We start from the raw sequence: 22,525 nt of genomic DNA, 5'->3' as shown, positions 1-22,525 counted from the left end.
AAAACCACAAACTAACGAATGACCCGAGTAGAGATTCAATGAACGAGACCAGCATCCATCCTTCCGAAAATCGGCTCAGTAGTGTGAGTCGGTTGTTAGTGACCCAATCCAGACCCGCCGACGAAAAATCTCCGTATTTTGATTTAGCCAGTAAATACAAACTTCAGATCGATTTTCGGCCCTTCATTCAGATTGAAGGCGTATCGTTTAAAGACTTTCGTCGCCAGAAAATAAACATTCTGGGTCATACAGCTATTATTTTCACCAGTCGTAATGCCATTGACCACTTCTTCCGGATTTGTCAGGAAGGCCGTGTCGAAGTGCCCGCCGACATGAAATATTTCTGTATCTCTGAACAGACGGCTAATTACCTTCAGAAATACATTGTTATTCGGAAACGGAAAATCTTTAGCGGCACCAAAACGGCCACTGAACTTTTTGACTTGATCAAAAAGCATAAGACCGAAAAGTTTCTTTTTCCCTGCTCGAACATCCGCCGGAATGATATTCCAGAGTTTATGGATACGAGCAGCCTACACTTCACGGAAGCGGTTATGTATGAAACCGTACCGACTGATTTGTCGGATCTGGATGTTCAGAGTTACGACATTATTGCTTTTTTTAGCCCATCGGGAGTAAGTTCATTACTGAGCAATTTTCCGGAGTTTAATCAAAACGGTACACGTCTGGCCGCGTTCGGTCCAACAACCGCAAAGGCCATTACGGATGCCGGTTTGACCCTTGATATTGAGGCACCTTTACCAAATGCTCCTTCGATGACGGGCGCCTTGGAGCTTTATATCAAAAAAGCGAATAACTGATACGTAGTGAATAATACGTATAGGCTGAATGCCAGAAGTGAGTGCGAACGCTCATAGCTGGCATTCAGTCTTTATTTGTACACCAATAATTTGGCCTTATCAGCGTTAACTTGTAAACTGTGACCCTAAAGTAACAAGGGTTGTCTAATTGATAACCAGCGACTACGAATCCTGTTTTAATAGTATGATTCGCACACTCTACGTTTACGCTTTCCTGCTTATCATAGCTGTTCCAGCAGCGATGGCCCAGCAGGACCCACAATTTAGTTTATACATGTACAATCCGCTCTACTACAATCCAGCTGCTGCCGGATCTGAGGGGGTGTCACGAATTCAGCTTACCCACCGAACGCAATATCTGGGTTATCAGGCTATTGGGAGCAATGACAACGGGGCACAAAGCACCCAGCTTATATCCTATAATATGCCGCTGGATAACATCAAATCGGGAATAGGTATCTATGGCCTCAACGATAAGCTTGGTGCAGTTAGAAACCAGGCGGTACAGCTTTCCTATGCTTATCGAATGACCCTTAAAAACGGTACGTTAGCTATTGGTGTGCAGGCTGGTTTGTTTAGCAAAGGGTATAATTATGGCGAGCTACGCCCCGGGGAGGTAGGTGACCCGCTTATTCCAACTGGTACGATCAGTCAGGCTCGCCCCGATTTTGGAGCTGGAATCTATTACAATACAACTGATTACTGGGTTGGCGTAAGTATGAATCATATTAATGAAGCTACATACAACGTTGGCACTGATCGATCAACCAATCCGTTGAATCGGAACATGTATCTGACAGCGGGGTATCGCCTTGGGCTAGGATATAACATAGATGTGCAGCCATCTATATTGGTTCAATATACTACACCTAGTCAGGGCAACGTAACGTTTAATTTGACTGGTACGTATGATAATCGAATCTGGGCAGGCGTTGGGTATCGCTATCAGGATGCTATTATGGCCAACGTAGGGATAAACCTCATGAGAAATAACGCATTACGCGTTGGGTATTGCCTGGATATTGTGACAGGTAGAGTAAAGAGTCCCACTTCACATGAGCTGTTAGTATCTTACGCATTGCCGACTATAGATACACGTAAGAAACCGATTATACGTACCCCACGTTTCCGGTACTAATGGAACAAAATATTGCATAGTTCTGCGAAGCATTATCTACCGTTAGATATTTTGGCAATATTGTTGTTAGAGAGTTTAACGCGCGACTGTTAATTTTGTCAGATAGCCTATTTCTGAGGCTGGTTATCGGGTCCGATTGGGTTAAAAAAAAGATGTAAAAAGAATATCGGACAGAAAATAAATTGGTACAGGTAAATACATACAATAACCAAACAGATTTTCGTTTTTAGTCTGATCTCGCACAAGAAGTAGGTAAAAGTTCTCACAATGATGAAGTATAACTGGTTAATAGTCAACGCAACCCGGGTAGTGATGGTCGCTGCAGTGGTGCTGCTAATGCAAGGTTGCGGCTTTCTAAAGTCAAAGTTTGGCGGTAGTGGAGGCAAAAATGGCGATGTAGGCGTTACGAATGGAGAAATTACAGCCACCAAACGTAAAGGATACTCGCAAACAACGCCATACGGTATGGTGCTGATTCCGTCGGGTTCGTTTATCATGGGGCAGGCTGATGAAGACGTAGCGGCTACCCAGATCAACATGAACCGGCAGGTAACGATCAGCTCGTTCTATATGGACGATGCCGAAATTTCGAACCATGAATATCGTCAATACGTCAATGCCCTGCTGGCCGACTCTGTTTCGACGCTGGGTGAAGAAGAAATCATGTCGAAATACTACCCCGACACGACCGTTTGGAAAAACGATTTTACGTACCACAATGGCGATCCAATGCTTGAATATTATTTCTCGCATCCTGCTTTCGATACGTATCCGGTTGTAGGTGTTAGCTGGAAAGGTGCACAGCACTTCAGTCAGTGGCGTACGAATCTTTATAACGATTACCGCACGAAAGAAGGCCAATTCAATTCACCCCGTTTCCGGTTGCCTTCGGAAGCTGAGTGGGAATGGGCAGCTCGCGGTGGCAAAAATGGAGCTAAATACCCTTGGGGTAATCCATACGTAGCAAACGGCAAAGGCTGCTATCTGGCTAACTTCAAGCCACAACGTGGTAATTTCGATGCAGACGGTTATCCATATACAGCTCCAGCAACGGCTTATAGCCCGAATGATTATGGTCTGTATAACATGGCTGGTAACGCAGCCGAGTGGTGCCGTGATGCCTACGCCGATAACTCAAATGCTATTGTGTGGGATATGAACCCTGATAATCAGAATGCCGACGAACCTCGTAAAGTGGTACGCGGTGGTTCTTGGAAAGACATTGCTTACTACCTCGAAACTGGTACACGTTATTATGAATATGAAGATCAAAAGCGTTCATACATCGGTTTTCGTTGCGTAATGGATAACCTTGATGGACGTACTGCTTCAGCACGTGGTGGTAAGGTTGGTGGTAGCAGCAAGAGTAAAAGCAGCAAAAAATCAGCAAAGAAAGTATAATAAATAGGCACAGATAAATCGTTTCTTTTAGGAAGGGTCTGTGCCTATTTTTTTAAGTATTTATTCATATAACAGTTCCCTATTCCAACCAACAATCGCTTGTCATGGCAGCAAAACAGTCAGAAAGTTTCTTTTGGGATCGCTTAGTTCCAACCATTTATAGTGCTGGTGCCGCCGTCGTTATCTTCGGCGCATGGGCAAAAATTACGCACAACGAACAATTTGGATTTATGTTGACGGTAGGTCTGTTGACCGAGGTCGTTATTTTCGCTTTGTATGCCGTACAAAGCTTTACAAACCCAACCTCTAATTCTACAGATTATGCATGGGAACGGGTTTATCCAGAATTAGCCGATGATTTTAAAGGTGAAGGCCGTAAGCCTGCTCCTCAAGCTAATGGGTTAACTGCTAACATGGATCAGATGCTGGCTCAGGCTAAAGTAACACCTGATGTTTTTGAAAAACTCGGTTCTGGTTTCCGTAATTTGAACGATACTGTATCAAGACTTGGTGATCTTACCGACGCTACAGTGGCTACCAATGATTACGCTCGTAATGTAAAAGCTGCTTCAAGTTCATTAAACGAAATGAACAAGTCATACAATACGGCTATTACAGCGGTTAGTTCAATGGCTGATGCTACAGCTGATACAAAAGAACTCCGCGATCAGACGCAGAAAGTGACCAAAAATATGGGCGCTTTGAACGCTGTTTATGAGTTAGAGCTGCAAGACACGAATAAACATCTTAAAGCTATGAACGCCTTCTATGGTAGCCTGACAGCTGCGATGGAGAACATGAGCGACGCTAGCCGCGATACGCAACAGTTCAAAAACGAACTGGCCAAACTGACTGGTAATCTGGCTTCGCTTAACAACGTTTATGGCAGCATGCTTACTGCCATGCGTGGAAACTAAAATTAGTTCGAGAGTTAAAAGTCACACAGTTCCTCCTACTTAGGGGCTTTAGTTGCACACTTATAACTCTTTAACATTACAACTTTATAACTCCTTTTATTCATACTACCATAATTTATGGCAGGTTCAAAAGAATCACCCCGTCAGAAGATGATCGGGATGATGTATCTGGTATTAACTGCAATGTTGGCTCTGCAAGTTACATCAGCTATTCTGGAAAAGTTTGTGCTGATTAACAATAGCTTAGAGCAATCAACTGGGGCAGTTAGCAAAGTTAACCAGGCAACGTTTGATAATATCCGTGCTACTGTAGAGAAGTCTGGCAATCGTGCCACTGACTTAGCGATTGTTAAACAAGCTGATGAAGTGCGGAAAATAACATCCGATATGGTGGCCGAAATCGACAAGTTGAAAGAACAAGTTGTTGATGCAGGTGGCGGTCGCGATGAGTCTGGCAATATCAAGAATTTGAGCGAAGAAGAAAAAGTAGCTCAGTTAATGATTGGCACTGCTCGTAATGGGGCTGCTTTTAAACTGAAAGACCAATTGAATGGATATGTCGATAACGTATCAAAGTATTCTGGTACCAAATATGCTCCATTAGCACTAGATGGTAAAGACGATCCAATCGCCAACCGGTCTCCAGATCAGCGTCGGAAAGATTTTTCGGAATTGAATTTCGCACAAACTCCTGTGCCAGCTGCCTTAGCGGTGTTAAGCCAAAAGCAAGCGGACATTCGTCGGATTGAGGGCGAAGTTCTCGACGTACTGGCCAGCAAAGTTGGTGCACAAGACGTGAAATTTGATAAAATCATTGCCATGCTCAGCATGGATTCGAAAGTTGTTGTAGCGGGTACGAAGTTTAAAGGACAGATGTTCTTAGCCGCTTCTTCATCGGGTATTCAGCCGCGTATGAGCCTGAACGGTGGTTCGGTACGTATGCAAGATGGCCAGGGTATAGTTGAATTTACGGCTCAGGGTGGCACATATGATAAAAGTGGTTTATCTCGTCGGGTTCTAACAGGATCTATTGCCTATCAGACGCCAGCCGGTCTAAAAACTGTCCCGTTATCAGCTGAGTATTTTGTGGCAAAACCATCTTACCAGGTCGAAACGGGAACCATGCCACCTTTGTACCTGGGCTGTGCTAACAAGCTGAGTATCCAAAGCCCACAGTTAGGTGCTTTGTGGAACCCAAATTTTTCAGCTGATGGTGCTTCCGTTGTTTCATCTGGTGAAAAGGGTAAAATCACCGTGGTACCGAGTGCAGCTAATGTAGCATTAAATATCAGTAATTCGGGTAGTTTGTTGGGTACTGAACATTTCAAAGTTAATAAGGTACCTCGCCCAACGTTGCAAATATCAGTAGGTGGAACTCCCGCAAATGATCCGCGTGGTGTACCCGTGTCATCAGCACGTAGCGTGAAGATTCAGGCCGTTGCAGATCCTAGTTTTGCAGCTTATTCACCAGACGATGCTAATTTCCGTACCACAGGTGCTACTGTTTCTCTGGTACGTGGTGTGAAGCGTGTTACGTTCGTGACCGTACCAGCTGGTGGTGGTTCTATTGCTAACTTAGCCGCTGAAGCTCAGCCTGGTGACCGGTTGGTTATCCAGATTGAAGGTGTGCAGCGCCGAAATTTCCGTGGTGAAATTAGTGATGTACCAATGGGTAACCCACTTCAACAAGTTTCGCTCTATTAACGTACTAAAGCGGTTTATTCTCCGTTAACAACTAAGAATTGACAACAAATAGCAGCCATGAAACAAAAGAGAATGGTGGGATACGCTGGTGGTTTGGCTGTTGCCATCCTGGCACTGGCAGGGGGTGACGTACTGGCTCAGGAAAAAGCTACAAACGGTACTAATCCGAATTCGGTTCGCGGCATCAATGAGAACGATATTATGATGAAGAAAACTCTTTGGCGTCGGGTCGACCTCAAAGAGAAGCAAAATCAGTCGATGTTTTCGAAGAACAATGAGATTTCAAAATATCTCATGGAAGCGGTGAAAGCTGGCCTGATTGAAGCGTATACATCTGATTCATGCACAACGAAACTTACTCCTGAGAAATTTCACGAGAATCTGGTAGTGCCAAATTCAGGACCTGGTCTCTCAAAAGAAGAAATTGCTGCGGGTTTCACTGAAGATAATAAAAACGGTGCTGCTGATGACGGATGGGGTGGTAAGAAAGATGATAAAAAGAAACCTGCTGACGATGGCTGGGGAGCTCCCAAGAAACCAGCTACCGCAGCGGCTGAACCAGCTGACGACGGTTGGGGAGCCCCTAAGAAAAAAACCGCTAAAAACTCAAAAAATAAGAAAGGTAAAGCGGCAGTTGCTCCCGTTGTAGAACCTAAAAAGGATACAGTTGCAGTTGCACAGGCTGCTCCTGCCTTTTCTGGTGACGAGTATTTTGCTAAAGAGTTGAACATCTTAGAAATTAAAGAAGACTGGATATTCGATCGGAAGCGTTCTCGTCTATATTATGACATTCAAACAGTAACGCTTCTGTTGCCAGCTGACAAAAACTCAGCTGGTTTTGAAAAGCCAATTGCGTCGTTCAAATACAAAGACTTGGATAAACTCTTCCGTAGTGATCCAAAGAAATTTATCTGGTATAACCCACAAAATCAGGCTCAGCACAAAAACCTGGCGGATGCTTTCGATCTACGTTTATTCTATGGTCGAATCACAAAAGTGGCTAACCCTAACGATTCTGATTTAGTGGGTATGTATGGTGACCGCGAAGGATTGCTGAAATCATATCAGACTGAATACGAATTAATGGAAACCGAGCACGGTCTTTGGGAATACTAAAAAAAAAGCGGCTTTAGAGCCGCTTTTTTTGTGATTATGTTTATCGAATCGACTTAGCAATGAGTCGATTTTTTATTGCTCAATCATGGCAAAGTAAGATTTCAGCTTGGTAGCGCGGTCCTGACCTACTACCTCTGAAATTTCCTCAAATGTAGCTTCGCGAATTTTTTTGACACCTTTAAAATGTTTCAGGAGTTTAGCTGCTGTCTTTTTACCAATTCCCTCCACATTCTCCAATTCACTGATTAAGCTATTTCTGCTGCGTTTATCGCGGTGATACGTAATAGCGAATCGGTGAGCCTCATCGCGAATTCGTTGAATGAGTTTGAGCGACTCCGACTTTTTATCAATATAAAGTGGCAGGTTATCCTCTGGAAAGTATATTTCCTCCAATCGCTTGGCTATACCAATTATAGGTACTTTGCCATATAAATCCATCGCTTTTAACGCGTCACAAGCCGCACTGAGCTGTCCTTTACCACCATCTATCACAATTAAATCGGGCATATCAGTTCCCTCGGTAAGTACGCGTGAATAACGACGCGTGACAACTTCATACATACTTGCGAAGTCGTTAGGTCCAACCACGGTTTTAATCGAAAAATGGCGATACTCACGATTGGCTGGTTTACCTCCAATAAAACAAACCATAGCCGATACAGGATTCGTACCTTGAATATTCGAGTTATCGAAACACTCAATCCGAACCGGGAGGTTTTTTAATTGCAAATCTTGCTTGAGTCGTATAAGTACGCGATCTTTTCTGCTGGCATTTGCCGTTGCTTCAGCTGCTGCCCGTTCCTGCCGTTCGCGCCGGAAATACAGGACATTTTTTAGCGACATATCTAGCAACTTCTTCTTATCACCAATCTGCGGAATTGTAATTTCAGCTTTTAGATCAACTTCTAGGGGAATATTCGTAATAATCTCTTTCGCCTGACTTCCATACTGTTCACGAATCTCAACGATGATCATCGCAAGCAAATCGGGGTCTGCCTCGTCGAGCTTTTTCTTAATCTCAAGCGTATGCGTCTGTACAATAGTGCCATTCACAACCCGCATGAAATTCACATAGGCTGCTGTTTCATCAGAAGCAATTGAGAAAACATCCGCATCAGCAATTTTTGGATTAACAACGGTTGATTTGCTTTGAAAGCGCTGCAAAACATCTAATTTCTCTTTGTAACCCTGTGCCTGTTCAAAAGCCAGCTCACCAGCGGCTTCAATCATCCGATTTTTAAAATATTCTTGAGCCGGTTTTAGATTACCCTTCAGAATGTGGTGAATTTGCTCAATATCTTTATCGTAATCAGGTTCCGACTGTTTGCCTTCACATGGGCCTTTGCAGTTACCAATGTGGTATTCCAAGCATACTTTATATTTTCCAGCAGCAATGTTTTCAGGAGCCAGATTATAATTACAGGTACGTATGGTATACAACTGACTGAACATATCCAGTACGGTATACATTGGTTTTAAGTTGGCAAACGGCCCATAGAACGTACCAAGCTTACGATCGATTTGCCGAGTCGTCAAAACGCGGGGGAAGTGTTCATTCGTGACGCAGACAAATGGGTACGTCTTGTCGTCACGTAGTAAAATGTTATACTTGGGTTGATAGCGCTTGATCAACTGATTCTCTAATAGAAGCGCATCAAATTCTGTGTTAACAATGGTGAATTCAATCTTACGGATCTGACTGACCAGACGTAGCGTTTTTCGATCGTGATTCTTTGTATTCGTAAAATAACTACTTACGCGATTTCTAAGGTCTTTTGCTTTGCCAACGTAAATCACTTCGCCCGTATGGTCGAAATATCGATAAACACCTGGTTCGTGCGGTACTTTGGATAATTCCTGTTTGTAGTCGAATTCAGCCATAAAAGCCCAATTTCAAGAGGGAAGGGCTTAGTAATAACAAGAGATTACTGGTAAAAGTTGTATAGTTGTAGGGTCACAGAGTATATAGTTGGCTAACGATTTAGGAACTATATAACTATATGACCCTACAACTTTATAACTCTATTGTAGTATTTCATCCTCATCTTCCGGTACGACCTTAGGTGGGATGTATCGTTGAGAAGAGTCGATGTGGTAACCACCACAATCAATCTGAAAATTATTCGGCTTTCGGAAAGGCTCTGGCCGGTAATTGGTTAACGTTTTATCAGCATAAATTTTCTGCATATACATAGCCCAGGCAGGCATAGCGATACGCCCTCCCTGACCGTACTCTATGGAGCGAAAGTGAATGGAACGGTCGTCGCCACCCACCCATAGCCCCGAAACCAGGTGCTGCGTCATCCCCATGAACCAGCCATCTGAATAATTGGACGTAGTGCCTGTTTTAGCTGCAATTTCGTTGCCCCCTTCCAGCAACTTATACTGGGTTCGAAGCCGTTGAGCCGTACCGTTTGGTTCTTCCACCGCACCACGCATTAAATGCAGCATTTCGTAAGCCCGATTCGCACTAATTACCTGATTACCATTGGGGCTAAAATCGGCCAGTACGTTCCCGTTTTTATCCGTAATCCGCCAGATCATAACTGGTTTGACTCGAATACCTCCATTGGCAAACGCGCAGTAAGCCGCTACCATTTCAAAAACCGATACGTCGCTTGTTCCCAGACAAAGCGTCGGATCTTCCCGTAAATCTTTACTTTCGATACCCATTTCGTGGGCGTATTTAATCACTTCGGCCGCTCGGGTTTTCTTGATCAACTGAGCGCTAACAGTGTTAATTGATTGGCCAAGAGCTTCACGTAACGATAAACTTTGGTAGCTGTAACGACCCGTTGAGTTTTTGGGTGTCCAGGCTGGTCCGTTGTTGTTGTCTTCGCCATGCGCGAACGTAGTGGGTTGGTCAATCAGGTGGCTGCACGGCGTTACAAAGCCCTGATCCATTGCCGTCAGGTACACAAATGGCTTAAACGTAGAACCCGGCTGCCGACGCCCCTGCCGCACGTGGTCGAACTTCATATGCTTGAAATTGATACCACCTACCCAGGCTTTTACGTAACCATTACGTGGATCTATAGAAGCGAAGCCCGTATTTAGGAGACGTTTATAATAGCGGATGGAATCCAGCGAACTTAAGGTTGTATCTTTTTCATTACGTCGTCCGCCATAAACAAACACTTTCATCTTGATTGGCTTCCGCATTTCGCGCCAGATGGCTTGTTCATCGGCGCCATACTCAGCCTTCAACTGCTTATAACGTGTTGTCCGGCGTGCCACGTTTTCAATAAATCCCGGAATTTCTACGTATCGTTCGCTACGTTTGCCTTTGCCTCGGACTTTATCTCGCTGTACCCACGGATTTCGACCGCGCCAGTGTTCGTAAAATTTACGTTGCTGATCGCGCATATTAGTCATTACAGCCTCTTCCGCATAGGTCTGCATCCGTGAATCGATAGTCGTATAAATTTTCAGGCCGCTGGTATAAAGGTCAAGATCAGCGTCGGGGTTTTCCTCGTTATATTTTTTAATCCACTGGCGAAGGTCGGCACTGATCACTGACCGGAAATAAGCGCCCATCCCGGTATTCGCGTTTTCGACGCTGAAATCAAGTTTTAACGGCTTGCGTTTATACGTAAAGAACTGCTCGTCAGTCAGAAACTTGTATTTCTTCATCTGCGACAACACTACGTTCCGGCGTTCTTTAGTACGTTGTTCAAACAGGCGTGGGTTATAAAGCGTCGGATTTTTGAGCATACCGACCAGCAGCGCGGCCTCTTCTACATTTAGCTGCCAGGGCTCTTTCGCGAAATACGTTTTAGCCGCTGTTTTAATACCATACGTATTATTGCCGAACGACACTGTATTCAGGTACATCATCATGATCTCCTGCTTTGTGTAGTTTCGTTCCAGACGTACCGCCAGAATCCACTCTTTAGTTTTAGCAATGACAAGTCCTAAAATTGGGACATTGCCTAATGGCCCACGAAGTTCCTCTCTACGTGTGTCGAAAAGGTTTTTGGCCGTTTGCTGAGTCAACGTACTGCCGCCCCCTGAACTCGACGCATCGCGAAATGTCAGAAAACCACCTACTGCCCGGAAGAGTGAGCGCGGGTCGATACCAGAGTGTTTAATAAATCGGGCGTCTTCAGTAGCCAGCAGCGCCGACGTAACGTTAGGTGATACCTGCGAAATTTCGATAGGCGTGCGGTTTTCAACGTAGTATTTTCCCAGCAACTGTTGATCGTAGGTATATATTTCTGAGGCTTCTTCGCTTTTCGGGTTTTCCAGCGCTTTTAAACTGGGCATCCCACCAAAAAGCCAAAAGAAATTGTAACTGACTGCAACGACGTATAAAATCAGTAACGCAATGCCAATCAGGGAGTATCGCCAGAGATTTCGGATAATTGTCCGATAGGTGCCGGACGCAAATTCAATCATTACGAGTTAGTTTTCTGTTGATAGTCTCCAGTATTCTGTTTACTCTTCGTAAACACTGTAAACTTCTTTGTTATTTCCGTTTCGCGGTTGCTTGGTCAGCGGCCGTCTGCATTTCCTTCACGCGGGGAAGGAGCTGGCTCGCCGGGTAGTCACGAACAAATTCGTTTAGGGCTTGCCGATAAGCGTCCACAGTTTGCATTTTGCCAACCAGCAGAACACGTAGCAGGGCTAATTTATCTTCTAATTGTGTACCAGCAAACGAACGCAACGCATTTTCGGTCTGCGCCAGCGCTTCAGTGTTATTATTGCTTTTATAAAGCTCATAAATAGCCGTGTATTTTTTCAGAGCCTGCGCTTCGGCATCCGTGGTTTGCCCGGCGTTACGTCCGCTTAAACGAGCATAAGACGTATTCGGGAATTCGGCCAGTAGTTTGTCTTTCCAGGGTGATGCTTTTCCAAGCTGATCATTCGACAAATACAATAGATAATATACTTCTGGTTTTTGCAGTGTATTTGGGTACCGGGTTAGTAACTGTTCGAACGTAGTGATCGCGTCGGCTGGTTGGTTGAGCTGTAGTTTGTAAAGCTTCCCTAAACGATAAAGCGCATTTTCGATACGTTGGTTCGACGTAGTCTGAGCATCTTTCGAGAACGGAATCTGACTCTTCATGGCGTTTTTCTGTGCCTGTCTTGCCTGCGCTGGATTCGGTGGGCCAGTACCAGCAACCGGTGGCGTATCAGATAGTTGCACTGGCAAATTCGGATTAACCGAGTTGGCGGGCGAACCACCTGAAACGGGACTATTCAGACCAGCTACCGAAGCAGAAGCCTCTTTATTGGTACGTCGCCAGTTATCCTCGAGTGGGCGATTTCCCCAGCGAGTCGTAAACTCTTGACGCCCCTGGCTCAGCGCCACCGGATTATAAAGTGCCCAGCGTTCAGCAGGTTGGAGGTTTGAGTTGGTGGCTCCTGGCACTACGCTTGTGTTGCCATTAGTAGCTCGGTCAACAATTTGTTTGGCCAAATCGGCCTGAGCTTTATCTTCTTTTTCACGCTGGTCAATTACCTTGTCGAGCATTTTGTTGAGTGCAGCCGAATCGAGTTGTGCCAGGTGGAGTAGACTATCTTCAGTACGTATCGTCGTTTTATACTGCACAAACTCATCTAACGTTTTTTTACGTGCCGCCAACGCAGCGTAATCGGGCGATTGTCTGGGAAGCAAGGCTAAAGCGCTGTCATAGTATACTTTAGCTCGGTCGTAATTGCCTTTCTTCTCGTAGTACAACTTTCCGATTTCTAGATACGTATACGGTACCTGCGTGGTGTTTGCTCCTGCTGCCTGTACGGATTGCGTATACAATTGAATTGCTTTATCGACCCGGCCGCTACGTGCCTCAAGCAGACCCATTGTAAAATAAATTTTATCCTTAAGGTCTTCATTTTTGCGGTCTTTGAGCATCCGCTCAAACGTTTCGTTCGATTGAGCCAGCCGCTTCTGATCGCCGGTCAAGCCGTTGCTCTGGATGGCGTAGAGGTTAGCATAAAACGACTGGTCGTAGGTCGGTCTGGATTGCAGCACTTGCCGATACTGGTCGACGGCTTTGGCTGGCTGGCCCGCAATGTCGTAGAGTTGGCCGGCAATCAGGTGAAGGCGAGCCGTTGCTTCTCCTTTCTTTAATTCAGGAAATGTTGCTTCCAGAATGCCTACCGACGTAGCATATTCGCCCTGGCGTTCGTGGAGATAAGCTTTCGTCAGGTAAAAATCGCGGGTGTTGGCTTTGTTGAGTGGCTGATTGCGCAGGTATTCTGCTACGTTCAGTGCGTTGGTATAATCACTGGCTTCGACATACGCCCGCATGAGGCCAACCAGCGCCGTATGTTTGTCGTTCTCGTTAGTGCCTTTAGTGTTGACATATTTAAACACTTCAATGGCATTGGGCAAATCCTGTTTCAATAAACGAGCACGACCAATGAGATTATAGGCATCATCGACCCACTTACTGTTCTGATGCCGCTCGGGGATAAGTGAAGCTTTTTTGATAGCATCGTCAATCTGCGGTTTTACGGCCGAAATTGAGTTTGAATCGACAGGTAGTAGAATTGGCAGCAGCTGGCTGTAATTCTCTTTACGAGCTTTAAACAGAATGAGCTCAGCCTCGTTTATCTGATCGCGGGCAATAACGTAGGCATTGTAATGCGCCGTTAAGTTATGATAGCCTTTACTGATCGGTTTAGTACTGTACTGAGAACACGATACTAGTCCGACGGCCATTAGAACAAAGACCGCAAGCAGGAAGAATGGATGATTAGAAAAACAGCGGGACATTCGGAGATAACGCGTGGTCGCTCGTATTAAAACGTCTCAGGCCGCTCTGGCAATATGGAACGTCAGCCCAAATTAACGAATTTTATAGGCTATAACACATTTAATGCCATAAATCTATGGAAAACAGCCCTGAAACCCCCAATCCTGAGAACAATAAAAAGGACGTAGTGAAGACAACGACCGAGCGCACTACGTCGATTGTGCAATTTAGTGGCATCGCTTTTCAGATGCTGGGCACCATTGGACTGGGTGTCTGGGCGGGGCACAAACTCGATGAGTGGCAACAGAACAAAACGCCAATCTGGACAATTGTACTGTCACTTACGGCCATCGGTGCATCGTTATACCTATTTATTCGCCAGTTGACTAAGTAGAGACAGGGTATGCTCTGTCCCGACCAACATCGCTCACCACTTTAATAGTGCTGATGCCCAGGTGAAGCCACTGCCGAACGCGGCCAGACAAATTAAATCGCCCGGCTGTACGAGCCCCTTTTCATAGGCTTCAGTTAGAGCAATTGGAATGGAAGCCGCGGTGGTGTTGCCGTAGTGCTGAATATTGTTAAATACTTTCTCCTCGGGCAAGTTCATCTGTTGGCGAACGTATTCAGAAATGCGGATATTGGCCTGGTGAGGGACGAGTAATGATAAGTCTTCCGGCTTGTAGCCATTCGCTTGCAGACTTTCATTAATCACTTCCATAAACCGGACAACGGCGTGTTTAAAAACCGCGTTACCGTTCATCGTTACGTTGTAATTGCCTTCGGCCAACGTAGCGTCGGTGAGCCAGCGTCCTTCGCGGCTGCTACCGGGATCGCGTACGTAAAGCTCTTCGGCAAAACGACCATCAGCATGCAGATGAGTCGAAAGGATACGGTGTTCGGGATCGGTAGTTGCCTGAATAACGGCGGCACCCGCGCCATCCCCGAAAATAACGGCTACCCCACGACCCTCGTTGCTTTTGTTGAGGAACGTCGATTGGATTTCGGAACCAACCACCAGAATGGTTTTATACATCCCTGTTTTGATAAACTGGTCGGCAATCGACAGAGCGTACACAAAACCGGAACACTGATTTCGGATATCAATCACACCGATATTTTCCATACCCAGTTCGCGTTGCATCAGAAATGCGGAACCGGGAAAAAAATAGTCGGGTGTAATGGTGGCGTAAACAATTAGATCAACTTCAGAAGGCGCTACGTTGGCCCGGTCGAGCGCCATCCAGGAAGCCGCCGTAGCCATGCTGGCATTGGTGTCTTTGCCGTAGGTAAAATAGCGTCGTTGTTTAATACCCGTCCGTTCCTGAATCCAGGCATCAGACGTATCCATATATTGGGTCAGATCGTCGTTCGTCACTACGTTGTCAGGAACGTAGAAGCCTAACCCTTTGATGCTAGAATAAACAGTGCTCATTCGTAACTAAAATTTAAAAGCATTTTTGTCATGCTGATGCAGGAAGCAACTTGATTTGAAAAGTACTAAATCTTTAAGATCCTTTCTGCGTCAGCATGACAAAATAACGCTTTTAACATTTAGACTGCGTGCAACTCAAACGAATATTCTTCCATGATGAGGTTGGCCAGGAGTTGATTACAGGCCGAGTCAACCGTCGACCGGGCTTGTTCCTCACTGTCGGCATCAACTTCCAGACGAATATGCTTTCCAATACGCACATTATCGATGTTGTCCATCTGGAGGTTATGTAGCCCAAGCTTAACGGCTTTGCCCTGCGGGTCCAGAATTTCCGAACGGGTCATAATGTTGATCTCAGCGATGTATTTCATAGAAATTGAAAGAGTGAAAGAGCGAATGAGTGAAAGAGCGAATACCATCCGGCAGGCACTTATTCGCTCTTTCGCTCTTTAGAAAATAGTGAAACAAGAATGTAAAGCAGGATAATGATTGGGATAGCTGCGAATTGCAAAAATAACAGGAGCAGCACAGAGGCCAGCAGAAAACTGTATTTAATGCGATTTTCGGCCCAGCCAAACGATTTGAATTTGAGCGCAAACAAAGGAATCTCAGCAACCAGCATAAACGAAAAGGCGATGAGAATACCCATTACCGTATCATTTTTCCAGAGTGTGTCAAATTGTGGCTGGTAGCGTTCCATCAGCGGGAAAGCCGCAATTAATAACGTATTGGCTGGGGTAGGTAGGCCAATAAACTGATCGCTTTGGCGCGTATCGATATTGAACTTGGCCAAACGTAACGCCGACAGAACCGCAATCAGAAATGCGCCGTAGGAAATGATATCCAGTCCCTGGAACCAGCAAAGCTGAAAAACCATCATGGCAGGTAATACACCGAACGTAACGACGTCAGCTAATGAATCGAGTTCTTTTCCGAATGGTCCTGAGACCTTAACTAAACGAGCCACAAAGCCGTCGCCAAAATCAAGAACAGCGGCAATGAATATCAACCAGGCGGCCGTGTCCAGATGACCACGTAGCGTCATAACTATGCCAATACACCCGCAGAGCAAGTTGCCGCAGGTCATGGCATTCGGGAGGTGTTTAAGTAAGTTTCTCAAGGATGGAGGATGATAGGGAGTGGTAAGTGATGAAGAATGAATCTGCTGACGCATTTAATATGAGTGACCTCAACAGACTCATTCTTCATCACTTATCGCTCCTTTAACAAATGGATTGGTTCGTTTTTCATAACCGATGGTAGTCGAGTCCATGTGGCCGGGATAGACTACGTAATCATCGGGTAAGGTATAAAACTTTGTTCGGATGCTGTTGAGCAGGTCGGCGTGATTGCAGTAGGGAAAATCAGTGCGACCAACGCTATTCCGAAAAAGTACGTCGCCCCCGATTACGTAGCGTTCGGCATGATTCACAAATGCTACGTGCCCAGGAGCATGTCCCGGCACAAATACTACGTCTAGCACTGTATTTCCAAACCGAAACTGATCGCCTTCGTGCAGAAATGCATCGATTTCAGATGGTTCGTACCCGCGCAAGCCATAAATCATGCAGCGCGTAGGTACGTCGTTGAAAATGACCATGTCCTTCTCGTGCAGGTACGCCTTAACGCCAAACTTACGCTTCACATAAGCCACGCCAAAGACGTGGTCTAAGTGAGAATGTGTGAGTAGTAAATACTTGACAGTAAGATTATTCGACTCAATAAAGCGGCCTAATGTCTCTTTCTCGGATTGATCGTAGCAGCCAGGATCAATGATGACTGACTCATTAGTGGCTTCATCGACTACTACGTATGTATTTTCCTGAAACGGCGAAAACTCAAAGGCGTGAACCATATATTAGTCAATAGTCATCAGCCGATAGTTGTTAGAGTCTATCGACTTTTATTCACAAAAGTAGAAAGACGGTTGGCTTTTTACGTAAATCGGGTGTCTGTGTTTTCCATTCGCGGATAGACAACGTTCGAACAAACGCATCAGAAGCCGTTAGGTTGCAGGCGACGCACAGGCGCGTAGTAGCCTGACAACTTGCCAAAATATCGGCAAAAAGCGCATCGTTTCGGTACGGTGTTTCCATGAAAATCTGCGTCTGCTGCCGTTGCTGGGCTTCTTTCTCGAGATGACGTAGCGTTCTGATACGTTCCTGTTTGTCGATGGGCAGATAACCATGAAACACGAATGACTGACCGCTCATGCCCGACGCCATCAACGCCAGTAAAATAGACGATGGCCCTACAAGTGGCTCAACCCGCCAGCCCAGTGTATGCGCCATAGCAACCAACGTAGCGCCAGGGTCAGCAACTCCAGGGCAGCCTGCTTCGGAAAGTATACCTGCATTGCGTCTACGTTCAGTCAACTCCTGAATCTGCCGGCGTGTATCAGTGGGAGGGGTGTCTTTGTCGAGATCAAAAAAAGTAGTTTCGTCGATTACTCGCGTTGTTTTCAGACCGCTGATAAACCGCCGGGCCGACCGGATATTTTCGACAAAGTACGTATCAGTGGCTTCAATTACTTCCCGAATGCGGGGCGGCAGAACCTGATCAGACGTATCGTCGGCAAGCAACGTTGGAATCAGAAAAAGCGTTGGCATAGACTAGTCTTTACGTCAGGAAACAAATTTCATCAGAATTTCGACAAATTCGGCTGGTTTTTCGGCCTGTACCCAGTGACCAGCTCCAGCAATGGTTTCGATGGTTACGTTGGGGAAAATACGTTTGATCGCTGGGATATCTTCATCCAGAATGTACGGCGATTCGCTGCCGCGGATAAACAGAGTTGGTTCCGTAACGATACGTGGATTGGTCAATTCCTCGCCAATGCCATGCAACTCCCGTTCAATCACCGGCAAGTTTAGTCGCCAGGCAAATACGCCCTGTTCGTTACGATATAAATTTTTGAGCAAAAACTGACGTACCGTCAGAATAGGCTCATACTGACTCAATACAGCGTCGGCTTCATTACGACTCTTGATTGACGCCAGGTCAATCGCCTTCAGACCCCGGACGAGTTCGGCATGGTGAACCGGGTAAAACTTGGGTGCAATATCGACAATCACCAATTTTTGATACGTATCACCGTATAACATAGCGTACTGCATCACGGTCTTACCACCCATTGAGTGACCGATAAGTATAGGCGCATCCAACTGATGATCAATTAGAAATTCACGCAAATCAGCCGCCATAGATTGATAATCATTTTCGTCGGCACGTGGCGATTGTCCATGATTACGTTGATCAACCAGAAAGACTCGGTAGCCCTGGGATGCAATGGTTTTACTAATGGTCAGCCAATTGTCGGAAGACCCGAAAATGCCATGCAGAATAACAATAGCTGGGCCGATCTCGCCGACCTGACGAAAGAAGAGTTTCATGGGTAAATTAAAAACTACGTAACGCTAACCACTAACGCAGGTTAGCTATCTTAAAATTCGAATCAGCAACCTGGCAGATTCAACTAATTGATAAAAAAATTATGCTGGAAACCTTCGACAAAACTAAGCCAGAAAAACAGGAGAAAGGAGTCAGTTTAGTAACTAAATTGTCCACTGAGCTACGCAAACGGTTTGGTTGTGGGCAAAATTACTAAATCCCTCAAACTGAGTTAATAATATGGTAATGTAACTTTATAGAACTTAAACCTTCTTAAATAGGGTTTTTTGTAGAATTTTGTCTATATATGTGCATATAGTGGTACTTTTTAAAGATATGGCATTTTTGAAGATCAAAAATATTAAGCATATTTGTCTCTTGATATTCTCTGAGAATCAAATTCTGGTCCGTAAGACTACTAACCAAATCAAACACTTCTATGTCTAGAAAACTACTGCAATTTCGAGTGGCTTTTTTGCTGATCGGCAGTATGCTATTGACTACCTTTCTCGGAAGCGTAGCTGTAGCGCAAGTAACATCGTCGGCTATTAATGGCCGGGTGACAGATGATAAAGGAGCCGACCTTCCTGGTGCTACTGTGGTGGCTGTTCATACGCCATCTGGAAGCCGCTACGGCACGGTTACCAACTCTTCTGGCTTTTATACATTTCCTAACGTTCGGGTTGGGGGGCCTTATACGATAACCGTAACATTCGTTGGTTTCAAAGATCAGGTTAAAGAGGATATTTTCGCCAGCCTGGGAACTACTGCCGATGCTAATTTCAAACTCACTGAAACAGGCACAAACTTAGGTGAGGTTGTTGTTTCGGGGAACCGAAGTGATGTTTTTAGTTCAGACCGAACCGGGGCAGCCTCATCGTTTAGCCGGGAAGCAATCAATACACTTCCAACCATTAACCGGACGCTGACGGATATCACTAAGTACAATCCTTATGGTAACGGACAATCATTTGCTGGCCAGGACCCTCGTTTCAACAACTTTACCATTGATGGTTCGGTGTTTAACAACGGATTCGGATTGGGTGGCTCTGCATTGGCTGGTGGTCGGACAGGTACGACAGCCGTATCGATCGACGCACTGGACCAGATTCAGGTTAACGTAGCACCGTTCGATATTCGTCAGTCGGGCTTCACCGGCGCTGGTATCAACGCAGTAACGCGTTCTGGTACGAATGATTTCTCAGGCTCGGTTTATCACCTCTTCCGTAATACGGGTATGGTCGGTAAGACTGCGGCTGGCAATTCAATTGGTACTGTCAACATTGATGAAAAAACATGGGGTTTTCGTCTGGGCGGTCCAATCATAAAAAATAAACTGTTTTTCTTCATCAATGCCGAGCAGTTTACGAGCAGTAACCCAGCGCTAAGCTTTGTTGCTAAACAGGATGGCGCTACAGGTAACATTTCGAATGTACTGGCATCTGACTTGATCGACCTGAAGAACTTCATGGCGACGAATTTTAATTTCGATCTCGGAGCAATTGATAATTACAACAACCAGGTAAAAAGCACGAAAGGTCTGATTCGCCTGGATTATAACATCAATGATAACAACAAACTGTCAGTTCGCTACTCGCACCACAATTCATCGTCGGATCAGGTGATAAGCAATAGTAATAGTAGTAATACGGCAGGTAATGGTAACCGGAACGTTTTCCCAAACTCGCTTTCGCCACAAAATACAGGCTATATAATTGCTGATAATACACGTTCATTGGCTGTCGAGTTGACGTCTAACTTTGGGGGTAAGTTTGCCAATGATCTGGTTGCTACGTATAACAAGCAGATTGAAGATAGAACGTATAAAACACAATTATTCCCAACGATTGATATCGCACCGGGTGGAACGACCTATACGTCTATTGGTTTTGATCCATTCACTCCGAATAACAAGCTGAATTATTCGACGTTCAATATCACGGATAACTTTAGCTATTTTGCTGGTAAACACACGATTACGGCCGGATTAGTATTTGAGTACTATACCTCGAATAACGTATTCTTCCCATCATCGAACGGTGTTTATACGTATAACTCGATTGCCGATTTCAAAGCTGCTGCTTTAGCGTCGATCAGTAATCCCACTTCTACTACGTCCCCTGTTCAACTTCGTCAATATAACCTGCGTTATTCATTGATTCCGGGTGGCGCTGAGCCGTTACAAACATTGAAACGGAATTTATACAGCGCTTACATACAGGATGAATTCCAGGCTAGCCCGAACTTCAAAGTGACGTACGGTTTGCGGGCTGACCTGTTCGATTACGACAATAGCACGGCGAAGGATTTCAACAACCCAATCGTTGCAGGCCTGACATTCAAAGACGAAAACGGAGCCGATTATAAAATCACGACTGGTACGTTTCCTAAAGCAAGTGTGTTGCTGTCGCCACGTGTAGGTTTCAACTGGGATTTGAAAGGTGATAAGACAACGCAGATTCGCGGTGGTAGCGGTATTTTCGTATCCCGTATTCCTGAAGTGTTGGTGTCTAACCAATTGGGTAATAATGGGGTAAACACCGCTCTTATCACAGTAACTAATACAAATGCTTATCCATTTGTTACTGACCCTAGTAAATTACCAGCTGCTGTTCAGCCGCCAGATCCATCTAAAGTTGATTTGACGAAACTGCTGCCTTATACAATCAACGCATCGGACCCGAATTTGAAATACCCACAAATCTGGAAAACCAATCTTGCTGTTGACCAGAGATTACCGTGGGGACTGATTGGAACAGTAGAGGTTATTTATAACAAGAACCTTCAGGCACTTCGTTATATCGACGCCAACCTGAAAGCGCCTACCCGGACATTGAGTGGTCCTGACACACGTGCCCTTTTCCCTGCTTTTGGGGTGACAAGTACTGGTAGTGGTGCTGCCAATACTGTCAATCAGGCCCGCTACTATAATCCACAGATTGGCAATGCATTCGTGCTGAAAAATACGAAGCAAGGCGATTCATACATTCTCACGCTTAAGTTGGAAAAACCAGTTACTAAAGGCTTTGGTGGTATGGTAGCCTATACATACGGTCAGGCTAGAGACATTGCGTTTGTGGGAAGCACAGTACAGGCAAACGTACCAACGTTCGCTGGCCAAAACTACCTGGCTTTGTCTTACTCTGATCAGGACCTTCGTCACCGGTTCAATGGTTACCTGAACTATCGCCTGAATTATGGTGGTAAGTTTGGTGGATCTACCGCCTTTACGCTGGCTGGTACGTATGCTAGTGGTGGTAAAATTTCATATACATACAACCAGGACGTTAACTTTGACGGGCAGACCGCTAACGATTTAATCTACGTACCAAGAAGCGCTAATGAACTGACGTTTAGCCCACTTGTAGTGGGTACAGGTCCAACTTCAGTAACTTATTCGCCAGAGCAGCAACAGCAGGCTTTCGATTCGTATATCAATGGCAATGAGTACCTAAGCACCCGCCGTGGTCAATATGCAGAACGTAACGGTGGAGCTTTTCCATGGTTGGCTCGTTTCGACTTCACGGCAATTCAGGAGTTCTACATCGCCGTTGGTTCGAAAGGAAAGCGTAATACGATCCAGTTCCGGGTTGATATCACCAACGTTGGTAACCTGATTAACAATAAATGGGGCGTAGGTAATTTGCAAACTACCTTTAACCCGCTGGTTCTAGCAAGTGTAAATACAACGACAGGCGTTCCAAGCTATCGTCTAGCTACACAAAACATAAATGGCCAGACAGTTCTGCTAAGAGATTCATTTACGAAAAGTGCTTCTCTCAACAGTGGTGACGTTTATCAGGCACAAATTGGCCTTCGTTATATCTTTAACTAAGTCAATTACAAATTTGAAAATCCCCGCACAGATTACTGTTGCGGGGATTTTTGTTTTATAGGTT

The 22,525-nt window shown here is 45.2% G+C and carries 17 protein-coding genes; 8 read left to right on the top strand and 9 right to left on the bottom strand.

The genetic code is table 11. The features are described from left to right. Positions 1 to 38: 38 nt before the first annotated feature. The 6 genes from ACYVF1_RS17070 (at position 39) to porN (ending at position 7,097) form a co-directional block, all read left to right on the top strand. Positions 39 to 821 carry a uroporphyrinogen-III synthase gene (locus tag ACYVF1_RS17070; protein WP_461080964.1) on the top strand — a complete coding sequence of 261 codons (783 nt, stop codon included), beginning with the start codon at positions 39 to 41 and terminating at the stop codon, positions 819 to 821. 184 nt (positions 822 to 1,005) lie between these two features. Next, positions 1,006 to 1,959 (top strand): PorP/SprF family type IX secretion system membrane protein, encoded by a 954-nt coding sequence (locus ACYVF1_RS17065; protein WP_461080962.1) that lies wholly within the window; start codon positions 1,006 to 1,008, stop codon positions 1,957 to 1,959. A 267-nt stretch (positions 1,960 to 2,226) separates the two neighbouring features. After that, positions 2,227 to 3,360 carry a T9SS ring complex lipoprotein PorK/GldK gene (gene porK, locus ACYVF1_RS17060; protein ID WP_461080960.1) on the top strand — a complete coding sequence of 378 codons (1,134 nt, stop codon included), beginning with the start codon at positions 2,227 to 2,229 and terminating at the stop codon, positions 3,358 to 3,360. Between the two features lie 104 nt (positions 3,361 to 3,464). After that, positions 3,465 to 4,277 carry a type IX secretion system motor protein PorL/GldL gene (porL, locus tag ACYVF1_RS17055; protein WP_461080958.1) on the top strand — a complete coding sequence of 271 codons (813 nt, stop codon included), beginning with the start codon at positions 3,465 to 3,467 and terminating at the stop codon, positions 4,275 to 4,277. A 117-nt stretch (positions 4,278 to 4,394) separates the two neighbouring features. Continuing rightward, complete coding sequence (porM, locus tag ACYVF1_RS17050) at positions 4,395 to 5,981, top strand: type IX secretion system motor protein PorM/GldM (protein ID WP_461080956.1); 1,587 nt, start codon at positions 4,395 to 4,397, stop codon at positions 5,979 to 5,981. 57 nt (positions 5,982 to 6,038) lie between these two features. Continuing rightward, entirely contained in the window at positions 6,039 to 7,097 is a 1,059-nt protein-coding gene (porN, locus tag ACYVF1_RS17045) for a type IX secretion system ring subunit PorN/GldN (protein ID WP_461080955.1), read from the top strand. A gap of 72 nt (positions 7,098 to 7,169) precedes the next feature. On the opposite strand, the gene uvrC is transcribed toward porN, so the two are convergent. The 3 genes from uvrC to porW form a co-directional block, all read right to left on the bottom strand. Next, the gene (gene uvrC / locus ACYVF1_RS17040) at positions 7,170 to 8,978 is read right to left on the bottom strand and encodes an excinuclease ABC subunit UvrC (RefSeq protein ID WP_461080954.1); all 1,809 of its coding nucleotides are present in this window, start codon (positions 8,976 to 8,978) and stop codon (positions 7,170 to 7,172) included. Between the two features lie 141 nt (positions 8,979 to 9,119). Further along, positions 9,120 to 11,495 carry a penicillin-binding protein 1A gene (locus ACYVF1_RS17035; protein WP_461080952.1) on the bottom strand — a complete coding sequence of 792 codons (2,376 nt, stop codon included), beginning with the start codon at positions 11,493 to 11,495 and terminating at the stop codon, positions 9,120 to 9,122. 70 nt (positions 11,496 to 11,565) lie between these two features. Continuing rightward, positions 11,566 to 13,821 carry a type IX secretion system periplasmic lipoprotein PorW/SprE gene (gene porW / locus ACYVF1_RS17030; protein ID WP_461080950.1) on the bottom strand — a complete coding sequence of 752 codons (2,256 nt, stop codon included), beginning with the start codon at positions 13,819 to 13,821 and terminating at the stop codon, positions 11,566 to 11,568. Between the two features lie 116 nt (positions 13,822 to 13,937). Between porW and ACYVF1_RS17025 the strand changes: the two genes are divergently transcribed. Next, entirely contained in the window at positions 13,938 to 14,195 is a 258-nt protein-coding gene (locus ACYVF1_RS17025) for an AtpZ/AtpI family protein (protein WP_461080948.1), read from the top strand. A 33-nt stretch (positions 14,196 to 14,228) separates the two neighbouring features. Here the strand turns inward: ACYVF1_RS17025 and ACYVF1_RS17020 are convergent, their stop codons facing one another. The 6 genes from ACYVF1_RS17020 to ACYVF1_RS16995 all read right to left on the bottom strand — a co-directional run bounded on the left by ACYVF1_RS17020 (position 14,229) and on the right by ACYVF1_RS16995 (position 18,628). Next, a complete protein-coding gene (locus tag ACYVF1_RS17020) occupies positions 14,229 to 15,236 on the bottom strand; it encodes a 3-oxoacyl-ACP synthase III family protein (RefSeq protein WP_461080946.1) in 1,008 nt (335 codons plus the stop codon). A gap of 119 nt (positions 15,237 to 15,355) precedes the next feature. Beyond that, complete coding sequence (gene purS, locus ACYVF1_RS17015; protein WP_461080944.1) at positions 15,356 to 15,607, bottom strand: phosphoribosylformylglycinamidine synthase subunit PurS; 252 nt, start codon at positions 15,605 to 15,607, stop codon at positions 15,356 to 15,358. A 59-nt stretch (positions 15,608 to 15,666) separates the two neighbouring features. Then, the gene (gene pssA, locus ACYVF1_RS17010; protein ID WP_461080942.1) at positions 15,667 to 16,356 is read right to left on the bottom strand and encodes a CDP-diacylglycerol--serine O-phosphatidyltransferase; all 690 of its coding nucleotides are present in this window, start codon (positions 16,354 to 16,356) and stop codon (positions 15,667 to 15,669) included. Positions 16,357 to 16,434: 78 nt separating this feature from the next. Next, the gene (locus ACYVF1_RS17005; RefSeq protein ID WP_461080940.1) at positions 16,435 to 17,091 is read right to left on the bottom strand and encodes an MBL fold metallo-hydrolase; all 657 of its coding nucleotides are present in this window, start codon (positions 17,089 to 17,091) and stop codon (positions 16,435 to 16,437) included. Positions 17,092 to 17,143: 52 nt separating this feature from the next. After that, complete coding sequence (locus ACYVF1_RS17000; protein ID WP_461080938.1) at positions 17,144 to 17,845, bottom strand: SAM-dependent methyltransferase; 702 nt, start codon at positions 17,843 to 17,845, stop codon at positions 17,144 to 17,146. A 15-nt stretch (positions 17,846 to 17,860) separates the two neighbouring features. Next, positions 17,861 to 18,628, bottom strand: coding sequence for an alpha/beta fold hydrolase (locus ACYVF1_RS16995; RefSeq protein WP_461080936.1), 768 nt, complete (start codon positions 18,626 to 18,628; stop codon positions 17,861 to 17,863). 437 nt (positions 18,629 to 19,065) lie between these two features. On the opposite strand from ACYVF1_RS16995, the gene ACYVF1_RS16990 reads away from it, so the two are divergent. Beyond that, positions 19,066 to 22,461 (top strand): TonB-dependent receptor, encoded by a 3,396-nt coding sequence (locus tag ACYVF1_RS16990; RefSeq protein ID WP_461080934.1) that lies wholly within the window; start codon positions 19,066 to 19,068, stop codon positions 22,459 to 22,461. The last annotated feature ends 64 nt before the right edge of the window (positions 22,462 to 22,525 follow it).

This window comes from Spirosoma flavus (genome assembly GCF_054778555.1).
This window is presented reverse-complemented; position numbering and strand designations above follow the sequence as displayed.